Source organism: Microbacterium sp. Y355, assembly GCF_059445345.1.
In genome coordinates this window covers 65,867-83,404 of the sequence record NZ_JCAIUD010000001.1, presented here as the reverse complement: position 1 = coordinate 83,404, position 17,538 = coordinate 65,867, and the positions used below count along the sequence as shown (strand labels likewise).

Below are 17,538 nucleotides of genomic sequence, written 5' to 3'. Positions count from 1 at the left end.
GCGGGCAGCCCAGGAACCGCGCGGCCGTCAGATGGCTGAAACACTGATCGTCGCTGAACAACAGCACAAGGCTTCGGCATTTCGCCGCAAAATCGGACTCGAGCGTCTTCGGCACGTAAAGTCCACGTTGTGGATGATCAACATCCGCTGCACGAAGGCGGCTCCGAGGAACTCCGGCGCAGACCGCATCCTCCAAGGTGAATGCCCCGCGCGCCAGCTGTTCCGGAAGCGGTCGAGACTGAGGCATCCCCAAATGATGCCCGCAACTGCGGCCGACCCCACGAACTTATCCACACCCCCAACCGCGAGACTTCGCGTGTGTCCTCAGAATCGCGCGATTCGAGTACACACGCGAAGTCTCGCGGGAGGTGGGGGTGGAGATGGAACGGGAGCCAGGCTCAGCGCTTCTCGAGCTCCTCAGCCACCAGGAAGGCGAGCTCGAGGCTCTGCATGTGGTTCAGGCGCGGGTCGCACAGGGACTCGTAGCGGGTCGCGAGGGCTGCCTCGTCGATGCGCTCTGAGCCACCGAGGCACTCGGTGACGTCGTCACCGGTGAGCTCGACGTGGATGCCACCCGGGAAGGTCCCCACGGCGCGGTGTGCCTCGAAGAAGCCGCGCACCTCGTCGACCACATCGTCGAAGCGACGCGTCTTGTAGCCGGTAGGCGTGGTGATGCCGTTGCCGTGCATCGGATCGGTGACCCACAGCGGGGTCGCACCCGAGTCGCGCACCGCTTCCAGCAGTGGTGGCAGAGCATCACGGATCTTGCCCGCACCCATTCGTGTGATGAAGGTCAGACGGCCCGGCTCGCGGTTCGGGTCAAGCTTGTCGATCAGCGCGAGAGCAGTCTCGGGCGTCGTCGTAGGCCCGAGCTTCACACCGATGGGGTTGCGAATCTTGGAGAAGTAGTCGACGTGCGCACCGTCGAGGTCGCGCGTGCGCTCCCCGATCCACAGGAAGTGCGCCGACGTGTTGTACGGAGTGTCGGTGCGCGAGTCGATGCGCGTCATCGGGCTCTCGTAGTCCATCAGCAGGCCTTCGTGACCGGTGAAGAACTCGACGCGCTTGAGCTCGTCGAAGTCGGCTCCTGCGGCCTCCATGAACTTGATGGCGCGGTCAATCTCCACTGCCATGCGCTCGTAGCGCTGGTTGGCCGGGTTCGACGCGAAGCCCTTGTTCCACGAGTGCACCTCGCGAAGGTCTGCAAAGCCGCCCTGCGTGAACGCGCGAATCAGATTCAGCGTGGATGCCGCTGTGTGGTATCCCTGCAGCAGGCGACCGGGATCGGGCTGGCGGGACCCCGCGGTGAAGTCGTAGCCGTTGACGATATCGCCACGGTAAGCGGGCAGCGTGACATCGCCACGAGTTTCGTTGTCGCTGGAGCGCGGCTTGGCGAACTGCCCCGCCATACGGCCCATCTTCACGATGGGCATCGAGGCGCCATACGTGAGCACGACAGCCATCTGGAGCACCGTCTTGATCCGGTTGCGGATCTGCTCGGCGGTCGCGCCAGCGAACGTCTCGGCACAGTCACCACCCTGCAGCAGAAACGCCTTTCCGGATGCTGCGCGAGCAAGCCGATCGCGAAGATTGTCCACTTCACCGGCGAATACCAGCGGAGGAAGCGTCGCGATCTGCGCCGACACGTCCGCAACACGGTCGGTGTCCGGCCAGGCTGGCTGCTGCTTGATGGGAAGTGTGCGCCAAGCGTCCAGGGCGTCGTGCTGCTGAGGCATTTCCCCAGCTTACTGGCCGCGGACAGCCGGTCGCGTCGTCAATTACGCCGCGGCATCCGCTCTTTCACGCTCGAGGCGTAGACGTCGTCGTATTGCTGCTCGCCCAGCCGCTGGAGGGCAACCATGATCTCGTCTGTGACCGACCGCAGGATGTATCTGTCGTTCTCCATGCCTGCGTACCGGGAGAAGTCCAGCGGCTCGCCGATCACGATTCCGACGCGCACCACACGCGGCACGCTCTGACCGATCGGCATCGCCGTATCCGTGTCGACCATGACGATCGGGATGACCGGGACCTTCGACTCGAGCGCCATCCGAGCGATGCCGGTGCGTCCGCGATAGAGCTTGCCGTCAGGGCTGCGCGTGCCCTCGGGGTAGATGCCGAGCAGGTCGCCTCTTCCGAGCACCTGCAGGCCCGTATTCAACGATGCTTCGGAGGCCTTGCCGCCGGATCGATCGATCGGGATCTGGCCGGTGGCGTTCATGAAGAACTTCGTCGCCCACCCCTTGATGCCGCGGCCGGTGAAGTAGTCACTCTTCGCGAGGAAAGACATCCGTCGATCGATCAGCAGCGGAAGAAATACCGAATCGGAAACGGAAAGGTGGTTGCTCGCCAGGATCGCCGCGCCGTGCGTGGGCACGTTGCTTCTCCCCACGATCCAAGGGCGGAAGATCGCCTTGACCACGGGGCCGACCACGACGTACTTCATCAGCCAGTAGAACATCGTCACGAAGTCTATCCCTGAGGCTCAACATCGATCATTGCGGCACCCCGATCCGGCATCCGAAATCGCGCAACTGAGTCTCAATAGTTATGCGACTGAATACCAAAGTCGCCCCGTCTCGAAGACTGTTGTGCCCTAGACTCATCAGAACCCGTGCCCGACCGGTACCGAAGGAGTTGCCGTGGTTCAATTCGAAGTCCCCGCGATCGTCCCTGCTGATCCCGAGGCGAACATCACCGATCTTCTGGTGAAGCGCGTCGAGGCCACACCCAATCTCGCGCTGTTCTCAGTTCCGGATGGCGAAGGATGGCGCGATATCAGCGCCGCCGACTTCCAAACCGGCGTGATCGCTCTCGCCAAAGGCTTCGTCGCGGCCGGTATCCAGCCCGGCGAAAAGGTCGGATTCCTGGCCCGCACCACCTATGAGTGGACGCTGGTCGATTTCGCACTGTTCTACGCCGGTGCTGTCATGGTGCCGATCTACGAGACCAGTTCCCCGGCACAGATCCAATGGATCATGGAAGACTCCGGCGCCATCGCACTCATCGTCGAGTCAGCTGATCACTTCGCCAAGGTCGACGAAGTACGCGGCGATTTGCCACTGATTCGCGAGATCTGGCAGATGCACCTCGGCACCATTGCTTCCCTCACCGCCGCTGGCAGCAGCATCGAGGATGCCGAGATCGAACGGCGCCGTAATCTCGCTGTGGGATCTGACATGGCGACGCTGATCTACACTTCTGGTTCGACCGGACGCCCCAAGGGCTGCGTACTGACGCACAGCAACTTTGTTGAGCTGACACGCAACTCGGCGAAGGCTCTCAACAAGGTCGTATCGATGCCGGATGCCTCGACGCTGCTGTTCATCACCACGGCGCACATCTTTGCCCGGTTCATTTCGCACCTCAACATCCATGCGGGCGTGCGCACCGGGCACCAACCCGACACGAAGCAGCTCCTGCCGGCGCTGGGATCGTTCAAGCCGACCTTCCTTCTCGCAGTGCCGCGCGTGTTCGAGAAGGTCTACAACTCCGCTGAGCAGAAGGCAGAGGCGGGCGGCAAGGGCAAGATCTTCCGCGCTGCCGCTGCCACCGCGGTCGAGCATTCTCGACTGCTCGAAGAGGGCAAGAAGATCCCGTTCGGGATGAAGATCAAGTTCGCGCTGTTCGACAAGCTGGTCTACAGCAAGCTGCGCACCGCCATGGGCGGCAATATCGTCTATGCGGTCTCCGGCTCCGCACCGCTTGGTCCTCGCCTTGGCCATTTCTTCCACAGCCTCGGCGTCGTGATTCTCGAGGGTTACGGCCTGACCGAGACCACTGCCCCCGCGACGGTGAACCTCGCGGACAAGTCCAAGATCGGCTCCGTGGGGCCGGCGTTGCCCGGCGTCGGCGTCCGCCTCGCGGACGACGGCGAGATCGAGGTGCGCGGCATCAACGTCTTCAAGGAGTATTGGAACAACCCACAGGCGACCGCCGAGTCCTTCCACGACGGCTGGTTCCGCACCGGTGACATCGGCAGCTTCGATTCGGAGGGCTTCCTCACGGTGACGGGCCGCAAGAAGGAGATCATCGTCACGGCGGGCGGCAAGAACGTCGCCCCAGCGGCGCTCGAGGATCCGATTCGCGCGAACCCGATCATCGGCCAGGTCGTCGTGGTTGGTGACCAGAAGCCGTTCATCTCGGCTCTGATCACACTCGACCCTGAGATGCTGCCGACGTGGCTCGGCAACAACGGCCTCTCCGCAGACATGACTCTTGCGGAGGCATCCAAGAACGAAACCGTCCGAGCCGAGGTTCAGCGTGCCGTTGACGTCGCGAACAGCAACGTCTCGCGAGCCGAGTCGATCCGGAAGTTCACGATCCTCGATTCCGAGTGGACTGAAGCGAGTGGTCACCTGACCCCGAAGATGTCGATCAAGCGCAACGTGATCATGTCGGACTTCGCCGACGAGGTCTCCGCGATCTACGACGAGCCGGTCAACACCACGAACGTGGCGATCGGCGGCTGACAGCGCCGAGCCGCTGACCGCGTCGCTGAGCGCGTCGACGCCCCGTCCTACCGCCGAGACCCGGTCCTACTGACGTCAGTAGGACCGGGTCTCGGCGTGAAAGCGGGGCCTCGGCGGACCGGTGTGGCGGGCGAGGCGAAGGGTCAGAACCAGTCGCTCTCGCGCACCTCGCGCATCGCGGTCTTACGATCCTCCGGTGTGAGTCGCGTGAGGTAGAGCTTGCCATCGAGGTGGTCTGTCTCGTGCTGAAGCGCCTGCGCGAGCAGCCCCTCCCCCTCGAGGACCACAGGATTTCCATCGAGATCGACGCCTTCGACGCGTGCCCATGGATGCCGCAGCGCGTCGTGCCAGAGCCCTGGCACCGACAGGCATCCTTCACCGGTAGGCACCGCCTCGCCCCGCACCTCGGTCAGCACAGGGTTGAGCACATAGCCGATGTCACCATCGATGTTGTAGCTGAATGCACGCACGGCGAAACCGATCTGGGGCGCAGCGACGCCAGCGCGGCCTGGGAGCTCGACAGTGTCGACGAGGTCTGCGACGAGTGATCGCACGCCCTCATCGACCTCTTCTATCGGCGCACACACCGTACGAAGCACCGGGTCTCCGAAGACCCGGATCTCACGAACAGACATCAGGCCGCACTCGTGCGCAGGCCCTCGACCAGGAGCGCTGCCAGTTCGCGAGCCGCCTGGCGAGTCTCGGGCTGCAGATTGGAGAAGACGATCGTGCCGCCGCCGGCGATCTGAGTGTCATACGGCATGCGCACAACGCTTCGCGCACGCGTGCCGAAGTGCGACTCCAACTCGTTCAGACGCACGAGCGGGCTGCCAGGAGTCGACTGGTTGAGCACGATGATCGCGTTTCGCGCCTGATCCTCGTACCCGTTGGTCTCGAGCCAGGTCAGTGTCTCGGATGCCAGGCGCGCCTCGTCGACGCTGAGCCCCGAGACGACGATGAGCTGATCAGCCAGATCCAACGTCGCGCCCATGACCGAGTGCACGATGCCGGTTCCGGTGTCGGTGAGCACGAGCGAGTAGTAGTGTGCAGCGACGTTTGCGACGTCACGGTAGTCGTCATCGTTGAACGCCTCGGCGATGCGCGGGTCAGTGTCGGATGCGAGCACGTCGAGTCGCGTGGTGTCACGCGCGACGATCGCAGAGATGTCGTGGTAGCCCTTGACCTCTTCGTGGATGCGAACGAGGTCACGCACCGACTTTCCGTTCGTACGCACGATGCGGTCGGCCAACGTCCCGCGGTCGGGGTTGGCGTCTACTGCGATGACACGGTCATCACGGGCGTCTGCCAAAGCCATACCGAGAAGTGCCGTGATCGTGGTCTTGCCCACGCCACCCTTGCGAGACAGCACCGGCACGAATCGGGCACCGCCGGTGAGCGGAGCGGCGATTCGCGCGCTCAGAGCCTTACGAGCGCGGGCCCGCTTGCCGTCGCCGATGTTGATGCGCCGTCCGGAGATCGCGTACAGGAAGTGGCTCCACGCACCTTCCGGTTCTGGCTTGGTCAGCTGGTGCGGGTCGAGCAGACGATCGGCGGTCAGTAGATCGGCGGATTCGCGATTCGACTGGCCAAGCTGGTCTCCCAGACGCTTGGATGTCAGCGCGACCTCGGGTCGGCTGACGGCCGGTCGCTGCGCGATCGCCGTCTCGGTGGGCTTCGGGTCTTCCTGGGAAGTGGTCACGGTCTCGCTCTTCGTCTTCTCCACGGACAGGGTCTCTGTCGACGCGTTCTTTGGCGACACGGATGCCGCAGGTGTCGGCTCCGGCATCGTGGATGTCGTCGCATCCAGCTTCATCGCGGCGGCGATCCACGCTGATGTGGCGCTTTCGCTGCGAGGTGCGGCGGCTGGCACAGTCTCTGCCACCGGGTGCGCTGCAACCTTGGCAGGCTCAGCCTTCGTCGCGGCCAGCTTTTCGACAGGCGTCGGCTCGGCTAGCGTCGGCTCGGCCGGCTTCTCCGCTGGCGTCGGCACTGCCTGCGTCGGCTCAACAAGCTTCTCCGCCTGCTTCGGCTCGGCAGACTTCGTCTCCGCAGGCTTCGTTTCAGCCGGCGTGGTCTCCGCAGGATTCGACTCCGCCACCGACTTCGACTTGGCCTTCGCCGAGCCCTTCTTCGCCTTCGACTCCACCGGGGCGGGCGCAGCTGCAACCTCAACATCTGGTTCCACAATGACCTCGGCTGTCACCGCATAATCAGGCGCTGCATCAGGCGCTGCGTCGGCCGTGGCATCCGCGCCCTTCGGCGCATCCGACTCTGGATCGACGATCGCCTCGACGACCTCGACCTCCACCGGCGCCTCGAGGGGAAGTTCGATGACGATGCCGGTGCGATCCTCTTGGATGCGCCCTACCTGCACTTCGTCCCTCTCAGCTGCCACGTTCCCGACCGGCGTCTCGTTCTTCTCGAGTTCCTCGTCTACGACGAGCTCCGAAAGGATCTCGCCGTCGAGTACGGAGTCGTCGACGAGGTCATCGTCTTCGTCACGCGGAAGCGCGACGTTGACCTGCGCGGTCAGCCCGATGATTCCCAGGGCGGTCGTGTCCAACGAGGCTGCCTCGTCGAGAACGCCGTGGGAATCATTCTCCGGAGAGTCGGGTGTGTTCTTCGGTGTCACTGTGTCACTCCAAGCTTGTGCGAGCGTGTCGCCCGCACAAGATTACTTGGCTGGACTGATTACAACCAAAAGGTCACCTGCGTCAACCTGTTGGGTGGCGCCAATTGCGAGCCGCTCAATCACGCCGTCGACGGGTGCGGTGATGGCCGCTTCCATCTTCATCGCCTCGATGGATGCGACCGGTTCACCTGCGCGAACGGAGGCTCCGACCTCGACCTTCAGCGAGACCACACCGGAGAACGGCGCTGCCACCTGACCGGGTTTGGACGTGTCTGCCTTCTCGACCTCGTGCGCATCGACGGCAACTGAGCGATCCCTTACGAACACTGGGCGCAGCTGACCGTTCAGCGTGGTCATGACGGTGCGCATTCCACGATCATCCGCCTCGCCGATCGCCTCAAGGCCGACGTAGAGCTGCACACCACGGTCGATTTCCACCAGGTGTTCCTGACCCTGCACGAGCCCGTACAGGTAGTCGCTGGTGTCGAGCACTGACAGGTCGCCGAACAGCTCGCGCTGCTGGGCGAATTCGCGCGTCGGAGCCGGGAAAAGCAATGTGTTCAGACGCTCGCGACGCTCCTGGCTGGTACCGGCCAGCGCCTTCTCGTCTTCTGCCGAGATCTCCGTCTCGCCAAGACGCACCTCGCGGCCTGCGAGAACCTTGGTGCGGAAGGGCTCGGGCCAGCCACCTGGCAGATCACCCAACTCGCCAGCCATGAACCTGACGACGGAGTCCGGCACATCGTACTTCTCGGGGTTGGCCTCGAAGTCTGCAGGATCAGCGCGCACGGCCGCAAGGTGCAAGGCAAGGTCGCCGACCACCTTCGACGAAGGCGTCACCTTCGGCACACGCCCGAGAATCCGATCGGCTGCAGCGTACATGTCCTCGATGAGCTCGAAGTCATCCGCAAGTCCTAGCGCCTTGGCCTGCTGGCGCAGGTTCGACAGCTGACCACCGGGAATCTCGTGGTGATAGACGCGTCCGGTGGGTCCGGGCAGCCCCGATTCGAACGGCGCGTACAGGTTACGAACGGCCTCCCAGTAGGGCTCGAGATCTGAGACACCATCCAGGTCGATGCCGCTGTCGCGGTCAGTATGGGCGAGGGAGGCCACAAGCGATGAGAGCGACGGCTGGCTGGTGGTGCCTGACAGCGGAGCGGATGCCGCATCCACCGCGTCAACGCCGGCATTGCTCGCTGCCAGCAGGGTCGCGAGCTGCCCACCAGGGGTGTCGTGGGTGTGCAGGTGCACTGGCAGGTCAAAGCGCTCACGCAGCGCGGTGACGAGCTTCGCAGCCGCGGCAGGGCGCAGGAGCCCGGCCATGTCCTTGATGGCGAGGATATGCGCCCCGGCATCCACGATCTGCTCGGCAAGGCCGAGGTAATAGTCGAGCGTGTACAGGTCCTCGGCAGGGTTCAGTAGATCACCTGTGTAGCAAAGAGCCACCTCGGCGATCGACGTGCCGGTGGCGCGCACCGCGTCGATGGCCGGGCGCATCTGGGAGACGTCGTTGAGAGCGTCAAAGATGCGGAAGATGTCAACGCCGCTGGCGGATGCCTCGGCCACGAATGCTTCGGTCACGGCCGTCGGGTAGGGCGTGTAGCCGACGGTGTTGCGGCCGCGCAGCAGCATCTGGATGTTGATGTTCGGCAGCGCGGTGCGCAGCTTGTCCAGACGTTCCCACGGGTCCTCGCTCAGGAAACGGAGAGCGACATCGTAGGTCGCGCCTCCCCAGGCTTCGACCGAGAGCAGCTCAGGTGTGAGACGGGCGAGATACGGCGCCGCGGCGACGAGGTCTTTGGTGCGCACGCGAGTGGCGAGCAACGACTGGTGGGCATCGCGGAATGTCGTGTCTGTGATCGCCAGGGCGGTCTGTGCACGCAGACTCTGCGCGAATCCCTCCGGGCCAAGCTCCAGCAGACGCTGGCGTGAACCGGGCACCGGCTCCGTTGTGAGGTCGACTTTCGGTAGCTTCGACACCGGGTCTGCCGCGCCGGGGTGCGCACCGTTGGGCTTGTTGACGGTGACATCGACGAGCCAGTTCAGCACTTTGGTGCCGCGGTCCTTCGAGACGCGGCCCTGGAGCAGGTCAGGGCGCTCGTCGATGAACGACGTGCTGACGTCGCCGGCGACGAATGCGTCATCAGCGAGCAGTGCCTGCAGGAACGGGATGTTCGTGGAAACGCCACGGATACGGAACTCCGCCAACGCGCGACGGGCGCGTCCGACGGCGGCTTCAAAGTCACGACCGCGACAGGTGAGCTTGGAGAGCATCGAGTCGAAGTGCGGGCTGATCTGCGCGCCCTGATGCACTGTGCCGCCATCGAGACGGATGCCTGCACCGCCGGGAGAGCGGTAGGTCGTGATCTTGCCCGTGTCTGGGCGGAAACCCTGCGTGGGGTCTTCAGTGGTGATGCGGCATTGCAGCGCCGCGCCACGCAGATGAATGTCGCCCTGCTGCAGGCCGAGTTCAGCAAGTGTGGCACCTGCCGCGATGCGCATCTGCGTCTGCACGAGATCGACGTCGGTGACTTCCTCGGTGACGGTGTGCTCGACCTGGATACGCGGGTTCATCTCGATGAAGACGACCTCACCGGTGCGCTCCCCCGCCGTCTCCAGCAGGAACTCGACGGTGCCGGCGTTCTCGTAGCCGATCGAGCGCGCGAAAGCGATGGCGTAGGCATGCAGGGATGTGCGGATGCTGTCATCCAGGTTCGGTGCCGGAGCGATCTCGACAACCTTCTGGTGGCGGCGCTGCACCGAGCAGTCACGCTCGAACAGATGCACCGTCTCACCGGTCTTGTCGGCGACGATTTGCACTTCGATGTGACGAGGCCGCAGAACCGCCTGCTCCAGGAACATCCGCGCGTCACCGAAGGCGCTCTCTGCCTCGCGCATCGCCTCGGCAAGCGCGGGTGCGAGCTCGCCCATGCTCGCAACGCGGCGCATGCCGCGGCCGCCACCACCTGCCACGGCCTTAGCGAACAGCGGGAATCCGATCCCATCGGCCTGCGCAACGAGCTCATCCACATCGGAGGATGCTTCTGTGGAGCGAAGTACGGGAACACCAGCCTCGATCGCGTGGCGTTTCGCCTCGACCTTGTTGCCCGCCATCTCGAGCACCTTCGAGGGCGGCCCGATGAAGACGATGCCGTTCGCGGCTGCCTTCTCGGCGAGCTCGGGGTTCTCAGAGAGGAATCCGTAGCCGGGGTAGATCGCGTCAGCACCCGATTCGAGGGCAACGCGGATGATCTCGTCGACATCGAGATAGGCGCGCACTGGATGCCCGCGCTCTCCGATCCCGTAGGCCTCATCAGCCTTCAGCCTGTGCTGGGAACCGCGGTCCTCATAAGGGAAGACCGCGACAGTGCGCGCTCCCACTTCGAAGGCTGCTCGGAAGGCACGGATGGCGATCTCGCCACGGTTGGCCACAAGAATCTTCTGGAACATGCACACCTCTGATGGCTCGACGTGCGGCATATTCGTCGCACACGGGGCGGGGCTGAGTGTCGTCTCAGCCTAGGGGAAGGTAACGTGGTCATTGTGCACGTACTCAGCGTCAGCTCTCTCAAGGGAGGCGTCGGCAAGACGACCGTGACTCTCGGGTTGGCCTCAGCGGCCTTCGCCCGAGGCGTCCGGACCCTCGTCGTCGACCTCGATCCGCAGTCCGATGTGTCTACCGGAATGGATATCCAGGTCGCCGGCAGACTCAACATCGCCGATGTTTTGGCGAACCCGAAGGAAAAGGTCGTCCGGCAGGCGATCACCTCCAGCGGCTGGGCGAAGGTGCACCCTGGCACGATCGATGTGCTCATCGGCAGCCCGTCCGCCATCAACTTCGATGGACCGCACCCAAGCGTGCGCGACGTGTGGAAGCTGGAAGAGGCCCTGGCCTCCGTCGAAAGCGACTACGACCTCGTCCTCGTTGACTGCGCTCCCTCGCTGAATGCGCTCACCCGCACTGCCTGGGCCGCGAGCGACCGCGTGATGGTCGTCACTGAGCCCGGTCTGTTCTCCGTGGCAGCGGCCGACCGAGCGCTCCGCGCCATTGAAGAGATCCGTCGTGGTCTCTCTCCCCGCCTTCAGCCACTCGGCATCGTCGTGAACCGCGTGCGGCCACAGTCGATCGAGCACCAGTTCCGCATCAAGGAACTGCGCGATATGTTCGGCCCGCTCGTACTCTCGCCCCAGCTGCCGGAGCGCACGTCGCTGCAGCAGGCGCAGGGTGCGGCGAAGCCGCTGCACATCTGGCCCGGCGACTCCGCTCAGGAGCTCGCAGCCGACTTCGACCTGCTGCTGGACCGCATCGTCCGCACAGGCCGCGTTCCGGTTCCGGAATCGGGCCCGCAGGCCTGATCCCCACGCTCACTGCATACGAAAAACGCGCCCAGCATCTCGCCGGGCGCGTTTTAGTGTCTTAGGTCAGGCGCTGTGTCTTAGGTCAGGCGCTGTGTCTTAGGTCAGGCGCTGTGTCTTAGGTCAGGCGCTGTGTCTTAGGTCAGGCGCTGTGTCTTAGGTCAGGCGCTGCGCTTGGCGCGACGTGCGGTGAGCTCGTCAACCTGGTCGGAGGCCGGCAGAGTAACAGCAGCCGGGTCGAACTCGACGAGAGTCGATTCAACCTCGCGAAGGACCTTGCCGACGGCGATACCAAACACACCCTGGCCGCGGCTGACGAGATCGATGACCTCATCGTTCGACGTGCACAGGTAGACGGATGCACCATCGCTCATGAGCGTGGTGCCAGCGAGATCGCGGATGCCTGCGGCGCGAAGCTGCTCGACGGCGATGCGAATCTGCTGCAGCGAGATCCCGGTGTCGAGCAATCGCTTGACGAGTTTGAGCACGAGGATGTCACGGAAGCCGTACATACGCTGCGAACCAGAGCCGCTGGCGCCGCGCACGGTAGGAACGACCAGTTCGGTGCGTGCCCAGTAGTCCAACTGACGGTAGGTGATGCCGGCCGCACGAGCAGCGACCGCACCGCGGTAGCCGACTTCGTCATCCATGGCGGGCAGACCGTCCGTGAAGAGAACTTCGGGCACGAACCGCGGGTCGCCTTCAAGCTCATCCGCATTCATTTGAAATCCTCTCTGGAACGGTTATCTCCACGCTAGAGCAGTGCCCCGGCGCGGGCAATGACATCCGCCCGTGGGCGAAGGTGTGTCGCAACCTGTTCGTTACGAAAGCACTCGCGTGAGTGCTTCTTTGACGAAGAGCGAGCGCACTTCATCGATTTTGGTCGCCAGCTCCGGAGCCATTTCGCGCGCTTTGCCGCGGGATGTGGCATCCGTTCGGCGAAGGAGTGATGACATCGCCGATTCGATCAGCGACACCTCCCGCTCCGCACTCTGGCGCAGGGTGCGCAGGTGTCGCGGCTCGATCCCGTGGCGGTCGAGCGCGACAAGGCCGCGCAGCAGCGTGACGGTCGATTCCGGATATGTCTCAGCCGCAACGATGATGCCCGTGCTGATGGCGTCGTTCAGGATCTGCGGACCGGCGCCGGCAGCCGACAGCAGCTCATCGCGGCGGTAGCGACGCGGCACGGGCGCGATAGACGGCGGAGGGGTGAGCGTTGACGTTGCCTCGCCGCCTGCCTCGGCCTCGTCGAGCTGCTCGCGGATGACGCTCAGCGGAAGATAGTGATCGCGCTGCAGAGTGAGCCCGAGCCGCAGACGGTCAATGTCCGCCTGCGAAAACTTGCGGTAGCCGGAGTCAGTGCGCGAGGGGCTGACAATGCCCTGAACCTCGAGGAAACGCAGCTTGCTGGAGGTGAGATCGGGAAATTCCGGAGTGAGCCTCGCGAGCACCTGACCGATACTCAGAAGACCCGCGGACGCTGAGCGATCGCGGGCGTGAAGTGCCGCCATCAGTTATTCGCCGCCGCAAGATCTGCGGGTGAGGCGAAGAAGTTCAGGCGGAACTTGCCGACGCGCAGCTCGTAGCCGTTCGCCAGGGCACTGCGATCGACGCGTTCCCCATTGACGTAGGTGCCGTTGAGCGAGCGCTGATCGATGATCTCGAACGTGCCAGCAGACCGGGTGATCTCGGCGTGCCGACGCGACACGGTGACATCGTCGAAGAAGATGTCAGCCTCTGGATGCCGGCCGATCGTAGTGACGTCGGTGTCCAGCAGGTAACGTGCACCAGCGAGCGCGCCGGAACGAACCAGCAGGAGCGCAGAGCCAGACGGGAGCGCGGCGATCGCCGACTGCTCTACATCGGTGAGATCGGCTCCGAATGGCACAAACGACAGATCGGACTCGTGCCCGAACGTCTGTGTGGCGTCGTGCCGCTGCTCGCCGTCGCGGTGAATCGCCGCGTTCTGTGCTGATCGGCTTTCGTAATCTGTCACGTTGGCCCTCCTCACCACCCAGACTAACTGATCGGATGCCGCTGCCGGGAGTGTCTGGATGACTCAGCCACCGCATATCGACTTTTCCTATGGTGGAGATGTGCACACACTTCAACTTCGACGCTCTTTTGCCCCAGTCGCGCTGGCTGCGACGCTGCTCGCGACATTCGTCGTGCTGTTCGCGTGGCCACAGCCTGCTGCGGCGCATGACGCCCTTGTCGATTCCACCCCTGCGGCCGATTCGACGGTAGAGACGCTTCCCGCCGAATTGACGTTGACATTCAGCGCGGCGCTAATCAGCGGAGAAGGCACCACCGCAGTCGAGGTGCTGAATGCTGAACAAGAATCCGTCACCGATGGTGAGCCGACCGTAGACGGCGCGATAGTGGTACAGCCTCTCGTTGAGGAGGCCATGCCGGGCGAATACCACGTGGTCTGGAAGGTGGTGTCTAGCGACGGACACCCCACCGACGGCGAGTTCCGTTTCACCGTGACGACGAGCACGCTTACCGAGACGGCAGAGCCCACAACGGAACCTTCGACCGAACCATCGGCCGCGCCGAGCGCCGAGGCGACGATGAATCCCACCGACGACGCGTCCACGAATCCCACTGACGAAGTCACCGCGGCCCCCGACACCGTCGACGCGAACTCCGCCAACGGATGGATCTGGGCAGGCATCGCCGCCGGCATCCTCGTTATCGCTGGAATCATCGCCTGGTTGGTCGCGCGTGCGCGACGCAAGCCCGCAGACTCCGATTCCGACACCCCCACAGAGCGATAGGCTGGAACCATGCCACATTACGATGTCGTCATCCTCGGTGCGGGCCCTGGCGGCTACGTCGCCGCAGTCCGCAGTGCACAGCTTGGTCTGAGCACAGCAATCATCGAAGAGAAGTATTGGGGTGGAATCTGCCTGAACGTAGGCTGCATCCCCTCCAAGGCTCTCCTGAAGAATGCCGAGCTCGCGCACACCCTGAATCACAAGGCCGAGTTCTTCGGCATCTCAGGTGAGTTCACCATCGACTTCGGCAAGGCGTTCGACCGCAGCCGCGACGTCGCGAACGGCCGCGTCAAGGGCATCCACTTCTTGATGAAGAAGAACAAGGTGACCGAGTACGACGGTCGCGGAACCTTCACCGGCCCGAAGGCGATCTCGGTTGCCAAGGCTGATGGCACGACCGAAGAGGTCACGTTCGACAACGTGATCATCGCCACCGGCTCCAAGGTGCGCCTGCTGCCTGGCGTGCAGCTCAGCGAGAACGTCGTCACCTTCGAAGAGCAGATCCTCACCCGCGAGCTCCCCGAGTCGATCGTCATCGTCGGCGCCGGCGCCATCGGCATGGAGTTCGCCTACGTTCTCACGAACTACGGCGTGAAGGTCACCATCATCGAGTTCCTCGATCGCGCGCTTCCCAATGAGGATGCCGATGTGTCGAAGGAGATCACCAAGCAGTACAAGAACTACGGTGTCGACATCCTCACCTCCACCAAGGTCGAGACGATCGTCGACAACGGTTCTTCCGTCACGGTCACCTACACCGGCAAGGACGGCAACCAGGCATCGATCGACGCCGCCAAGGTGCTCATGTCGGTCGGGTTCGCCCCGAACATCGAGGGCTTCGGTCTCGACAAGACCGGCGTGAAGCTCACCGAGCGCGGCGCCATTGACATCGACGACTACATGAAGACGAACGTCGACGGCATCTACGCGATCGGCGACGTCACTGCCAAGCTGCAGCTCGCTCACGTCGCGGAGGCACAGGCCGTCGTCGCAGCCGAGACCATCGGTGGCGCAGAAACGCAGACGCTGGGCGACTACCGGATGATGCCGCGTGCGGTGTTCTGCTCGCCGCAAATCGCGTCGTTCGGCCTCACCGAGCAGCAGGCCAAGGATGAGGGACGCGACATCAAGGTCGTGTCGTTCCCGTTCATGGCCAACGGCAAGGCGCATGGCCTCGGCGAGCCGGTCGGCTTCGTCAAGCTGATCGCGGATGCCGAGCACCTCGAGCTCATCGGCGCCCACATGATCGGCCCCGATGTCTCCGAGCTGCTGCCCGAGCTGACGCTGGCCCAGAAGTGGGACCTCACAGCTCTAGAGCTGGCCCGCAACGTGCACACGCACCCGACGCTGTCGGAGGCACTCCAGGAGGGCTTCCACGGCCTCGCAGGACACATGATCAACTTCTGATCCATCAGCATCCAGCCGCGCCCGAAATCAGGACGATGCCCCGAGGACAGGACAATTCTGCAGATTCCTCCTGAACTCGGGCGGAGCTCCTGATTTCGGCGACGCGGTGCGCGTCAGATTCCCCGCATTGTGATCAGATCAGCAGCGCGCCGGCGCATCGGCGCGGCCCCGAGCGTTCGGATCAGGGCGTTGCGCGCGTTCAACGTAAGCCCGGCCGCTGGCTTTCCCATCGCCATGTAGAAGGATGCACGGCGCTGCGCGCGCGCCGCAGAACGCCGCATCCTGCGCTCGTAGTCGCTGAAATCAGCCGTGCCGTCCGGCAGCGCCAACTCGATGGCTGATGCCAGAATCCTGGCGCCCACCCAGCCGAGATTCATCCCCTGCCCGCCGATCGGGCTGGTCTCGTGCGCGGCATCGCCGACCAGTACCGTCCTGCCAACGGCGAGCCTCGCCGCACGATGCTGCTGCGCTCGGAAGGGAGTCGGTGAAGAGGCATCCGACATATCAAGAAGGATGCCGGTGCGCTCAGCGATTGCTTCGGCGAAGGCGGTCGCATTCCGTATCCGGCCCTGCGGATCCGCTGCGACCCATCGCCTGCGCCCCTGCGGGAGCGGAAAGGACTCGACCAGTCCGCTCGGCTCGCAGTGCAACTGCACTCGCTGGCTGAGCTGATCGTCGGCGATGTCCGCCATCACGTAGGATCCGCTGCCTTGCCGTTCACACCATTCAATTCCGAGCAGTCCGCGAATCCCGCTGCCCACGCCGTCTGCTGCAACGACGATCGACGCGGTGGCTTCACTGGGCGTGCCGTTCTTGTCGAGACTCAGCCTCACGTGGTCGCCGTCGTCTCGAAGACCGAGGACGGTGTGGCCGAGCTGCAGTGCTCCCGGCCGCAGGTGGTCGAGACGCTCGCGAAGAAGCGCATGAGTGCGGTGCTGCGGGAGGATCAACACGCGCTGGCGCGCTGTGAAGGCGAGCGCTGCCAGTATCTGCCCACCGCAGAGCACCTCTCCCCCGTCAAGGCCCAGCGCCTCGCGGCGAACGGCTGCCCCCAGCCCCGCGGCATCCAGTGCAGCGTGACCGGGCGGATGGATCCCGATCGCGCGGGAGCGATCATCAGCGTCCGCACGCTGCTCGTACACAACGACCGCAGTCCCGGTCTGCGCCAGCAGACAGGCGAGGAGAAGACCGACGGGACCTGCGCCGACGATCGCGACCTCATGATCTGGCACGATCCGCCTCCCATCGCAGCTCGAGCCTGGCCGGGAACGCTCTGCGCACCCGCCATCCGCGCGGGGCGACGGCCGAGAGTTCTGCCACGGTATACGCGCGCCGGATGCTGGTGAGCCCATCCGGTCGGATGAAGGAACCTGCGAACAGATTCTTCGCGAACGGCAGGGTTCCCGCGGAGAATGCCCGGTAGGCGAGCCTGCTGCGCTCTATGTCACGGTGGACGACGAGCCCCTCATTGCGCACGAGCCGGGTCGAATCGACGAGCATCTCCTGCAGCTCCTCATCGCTCAGATGATGCAGCAGATGATTGGAGATCACGATGTCGAAAACCTCGCCGGCGTCGGCCAGTTCTCTCGTGTGCGCACAGCGATACTCCACTCCGTCGCCGCGGGTCTTCGCCCACCCAATCGCCCTGTCATCGGCATCCAGCGCCGTCACCCTCACGGTCAGTCCATCCCGCCGCGACCAGGCCGCGATCGCACGCGACACATCTCCACCTCCGGCGCCGACGTCGAGGAGGCGGATGGACCGCGCTTTCGCCCGTGGCCGGATGTCGTGTCGATACACCGCGCGCCAGCGCGAGACCACGGCGTTGATCAGAGCGAATCGTTCGTAGGTGTGCTCCAGCATCCGCAGATCCGCGTGCGGATCATCCATC

General features: G+C 64.2%; 14 protein-coding genes. 4 read left to right on the top strand and 10 right to left on the bottom strand.

What is annotated here, in order from left to right:
• Nucleotides 1-398: 398 nt before the first annotated feature.
• Both AC1C2O_RS00435 and AC1C2O_RS00430 read right to left on the bottom strand, forming a co-directional pair.
• Nucleotides 399-1,736 carry a class II 3-deoxy-7-phosphoheptulonate synthase gene (locus tag AC1C2O_RS00435; protein WP_495428462.1) on the bottom strand — a complete coding sequence of 446 codons (1,338 nt, stop codon included), beginning with the start codon at nucleotides 1,734-1,736 and terminating at the stop codon, nucleotides 399-401.
• Between the two features lie 38 nt (nucleotides 1,737-1,774).
• Complete coding sequence (locus AC1C2O_RS00430; RefSeq protein WP_495431629.1) at nucleotides 1,775-2,461, bottom strand: lysophospholipid acyltransferase family protein; 687 nt, start codon at nucleotides 2,459-2,461, stop codon at nucleotides 1,775-1,777.
• A gap of 181 nt (nucleotides 2,462-2,642) precedes the next feature.
• On the opposite strand from AC1C2O_RS00430, the gene AC1C2O_RS00425 reads away from it, so the two are divergent.
• Nucleotides 2,643-4,472, top strand: a complete 1,830-nt coding sequence (locus AC1C2O_RS00425) for an AMP-dependent synthetase/ligase (protein WP_495428461.1) — start codon at nucleotides 2,643-2,645, stop codon at nucleotides 4,470-4,472.
• Nucleotides 4,473-4,615: 143 nt separating this feature from the next.
• On the opposite strand, the gene def is transcribed toward AC1C2O_RS00425, so the two are convergent.
• The 3 genes from def to AC1C2O_RS00410 are packed head-to-tail and all read right to left on the bottom strand — an operon-like array spanning nucleotide 4,616 to nucleotide 10,554.
• Nucleotides 4,616-5,107 (bottom strand): peptide deformylase, encoded by a 492-nt coding sequence (def, locus tag AC1C2O_RS00420; protein WP_495428460.1) that lies wholly within the window; start codon nucleotides 5,105-5,107, stop codon nucleotides 4,616-4,618.
• Nucleotides 5,107-7,104, bottom strand: a complete 1,998-nt coding sequence (locus AC1C2O_RS00415; protein ID WP_495428459.1) for a MinD/ParA family ATP-binding protein — start codon at nucleotides 7,102-7,104, stop codon at nucleotides 5,107-5,109. Before AC1C2O_RS00415 ends, def begins: the two co-directional genes overlap by 1 nt.
• Before the next feature lie 42 nt (nucleotides 7,105-7,146).
• A complete protein-coding gene (locus AC1C2O_RS00410) occupies nucleotides 7,147-10,554 on the bottom strand; it encodes a pyruvate carboxylase (protein WP_495428458.1) in 3,408 nt (1,135 codons plus the stop codon).
• Between the two features lie 93 nt (nucleotides 10,555-10,647).
• Between AC1C2O_RS00410 and AC1C2O_RS00405 the strand changes: the two genes are divergently transcribed.
• The gene (locus tag AC1C2O_RS00405) at nucleotides 10,648-11,460 is read left to right on the top strand and encodes a ParA family protein (protein WP_439285522.1); all 813 of its coding nucleotides are present in this window, start codon (nucleotides 10,648-10,650) and stop codon (nucleotides 11,458-11,460) included.
• Between the two features lie 161 nt (nucleotides 11,461-11,621).
• On the opposite strand, the gene AC1C2O_RS00400 is transcribed toward AC1C2O_RS00405, so the two are convergent.
• The 3 genes from AC1C2O_RS00400 to AC1C2O_RS00390 all read right to left on the bottom strand — a co-directional run bounded on the left by AC1C2O_RS00400 (nucleotide 11,622) and on the right by AC1C2O_RS00390 (nucleotide 13,456).
• Entirely contained in the window at nucleotides 11,622-12,182 is a 561-nt protein-coding gene (locus AC1C2O_RS00400; RefSeq protein WP_495428457.1) for a MerR family transcriptional regulator, read from the bottom strand.
• Nucleotides 12,183-12,281: 99 nt separating this feature from the next.
• Nucleotides 12,282-12,971: a transcriptional regulator FtsR gene (ftsR, locus tag AC1C2O_RS00395; protein ID WP_495428456.1), complete on the bottom strand. Its 690-nt coding sequence runs from the start codon at nucleotides 12,969-12,971 to the stop codon at nucleotides 12,282-12,284.
• On the bottom strand, nucleotides 12,971-13,456 hold the full coding sequence (locus AC1C2O_RS00390; protein WP_495428455.1) for an FHA domain-containing protein: 486 nt from the start codon (nucleotides 13,454-13,456) through the stop codon (nucleotides 12,971-12,973). The genes ftsR and AC1C2O_RS00390 overlap by 1 nt, the downstream gene beginning before the upstream one ends.
• A gap of 100 nt (nucleotides 13,457-13,556) precedes the next feature.
• Here AC1C2O_RS00390 and AC1C2O_RS00385 point away from each other — a divergent pair, with 100 nt between their 5' ends.
• Together AC1C2O_RS00385 and lpdA are read left to right on the top strand one after the other, a co-directional pair.
• Complete coding sequence (locus AC1C2O_RS00385) at nucleotides 13,557-14,240, top strand: copper resistance CopC family protein (protein ID WP_495428454.1); 684 nt, start codon at nucleotides 13,557-13,559, stop codon at nucleotides 14,238-14,240.
• A gap of 9 nt (nucleotides 14,241-14,249) precedes the next feature.
• Entirely contained in the window at nucleotides 14,250-15,647 is a 1,398-nt protein-coding gene (gene lpdA, locus AC1C2O_RS00380; protein WP_495428453.1) for a dihydrolipoyl dehydrogenase, read from the top strand.
• A gap of 113 nt (nucleotides 15,648-15,760) precedes the next feature.
• Here the strand turns inward: lpdA and AC1C2O_RS00375 are convergent, their stop codons facing one another.
• Both AC1C2O_RS00375 and AC1C2O_RS00370 read right to left on the bottom strand, forming a co-directional pair.
• Nucleotides 15,761-16,879 carry an FAD-dependent oxidoreductase gene (locus tag AC1C2O_RS00375; protein WP_495428452.1) on the bottom strand — a complete coding sequence of 373 codons (1,119 nt, stop codon included), beginning with the start codon at nucleotides 16,877-16,879 and terminating at the stop codon, nucleotides 15,761-15,763.
• Nucleotides 16,866-17,537, bottom strand: a complete 672-nt coding sequence (locus AC1C2O_RS00370) for a methyltransferase domain-containing protein (RefSeq protein ID WP_495428451.1) — start codon at nucleotides 17,535-17,537, stop codon at nucleotides 16,866-16,868. Before AC1C2O_RS00370 ends, AC1C2O_RS00375 begins: the two co-directional genes overlap by 14 nt.
• Nucleotide 17,538: the final 1 nt, after the last annotated feature.

What these genes read in the sequence shown, in the direction of transcription:
- lpdA (WP_495428453.1), top strand. Translation starts at nt 14,250, where the DNA reads ATGCCACATTACGATGTCGTCATCCTCGGTGCGGGCCCTGGCGGCTAC.
- AC1C2O_RS00410 (WP_495428458.1), bottom strand. Translation starts at nt 10,554, where the DNA reads ATGTTCCAGAAGATTCTTGTGGCCAACCGTGGCGAGATCGCCATCCGT.
- AC1C2O_RS00370 (WP_495428451.1), bottom strand. Translation starts at nt 17,537, where the DNA reads ATGGATGATCCGCACGCGGATCTGCGGATGCTGGAGCACACCTACGAA.
- def (WP_495428460.1), bottom strand. Translation starts at nt 5,107, where the DNA reads ATGTCTGTTCGTGAGATCCGGGTCTTCGGAGACCCGGTGCTTCGTACG.
- AC1C2O_RS00435 (WP_495428462.1), bottom strand. Translation starts at nt 1,736, where the DNA reads ATGCCTCAGCAGCACGACGCCCTGGACGCTTGGCGCACACTTCCCATC.
- AC1C2O_RS00400 (WP_495428457.1), bottom strand. Translation starts at nt 12,182, where the DNA reads ATGAATGCGGATGAGCTTGAAGGCGACCCGCGGTTCGTGCCCGAAGTT.
- ftsR (WP_495428456.1), bottom strand. Translation starts at nt 12,971, where the DNA reads ATGGCGGCACTTCACGCCCGCGATCGCTCAGCGTCCGCGGGTCTTCTG.
- AC1C2O_RS00430 (WP_495431629.1), bottom strand. Translation starts at nt 2,461, where the DNA reads ATGTTCTACTGGCTGATGAAGTACGTCGTGGTCGGCCCCGTGGTCAAG.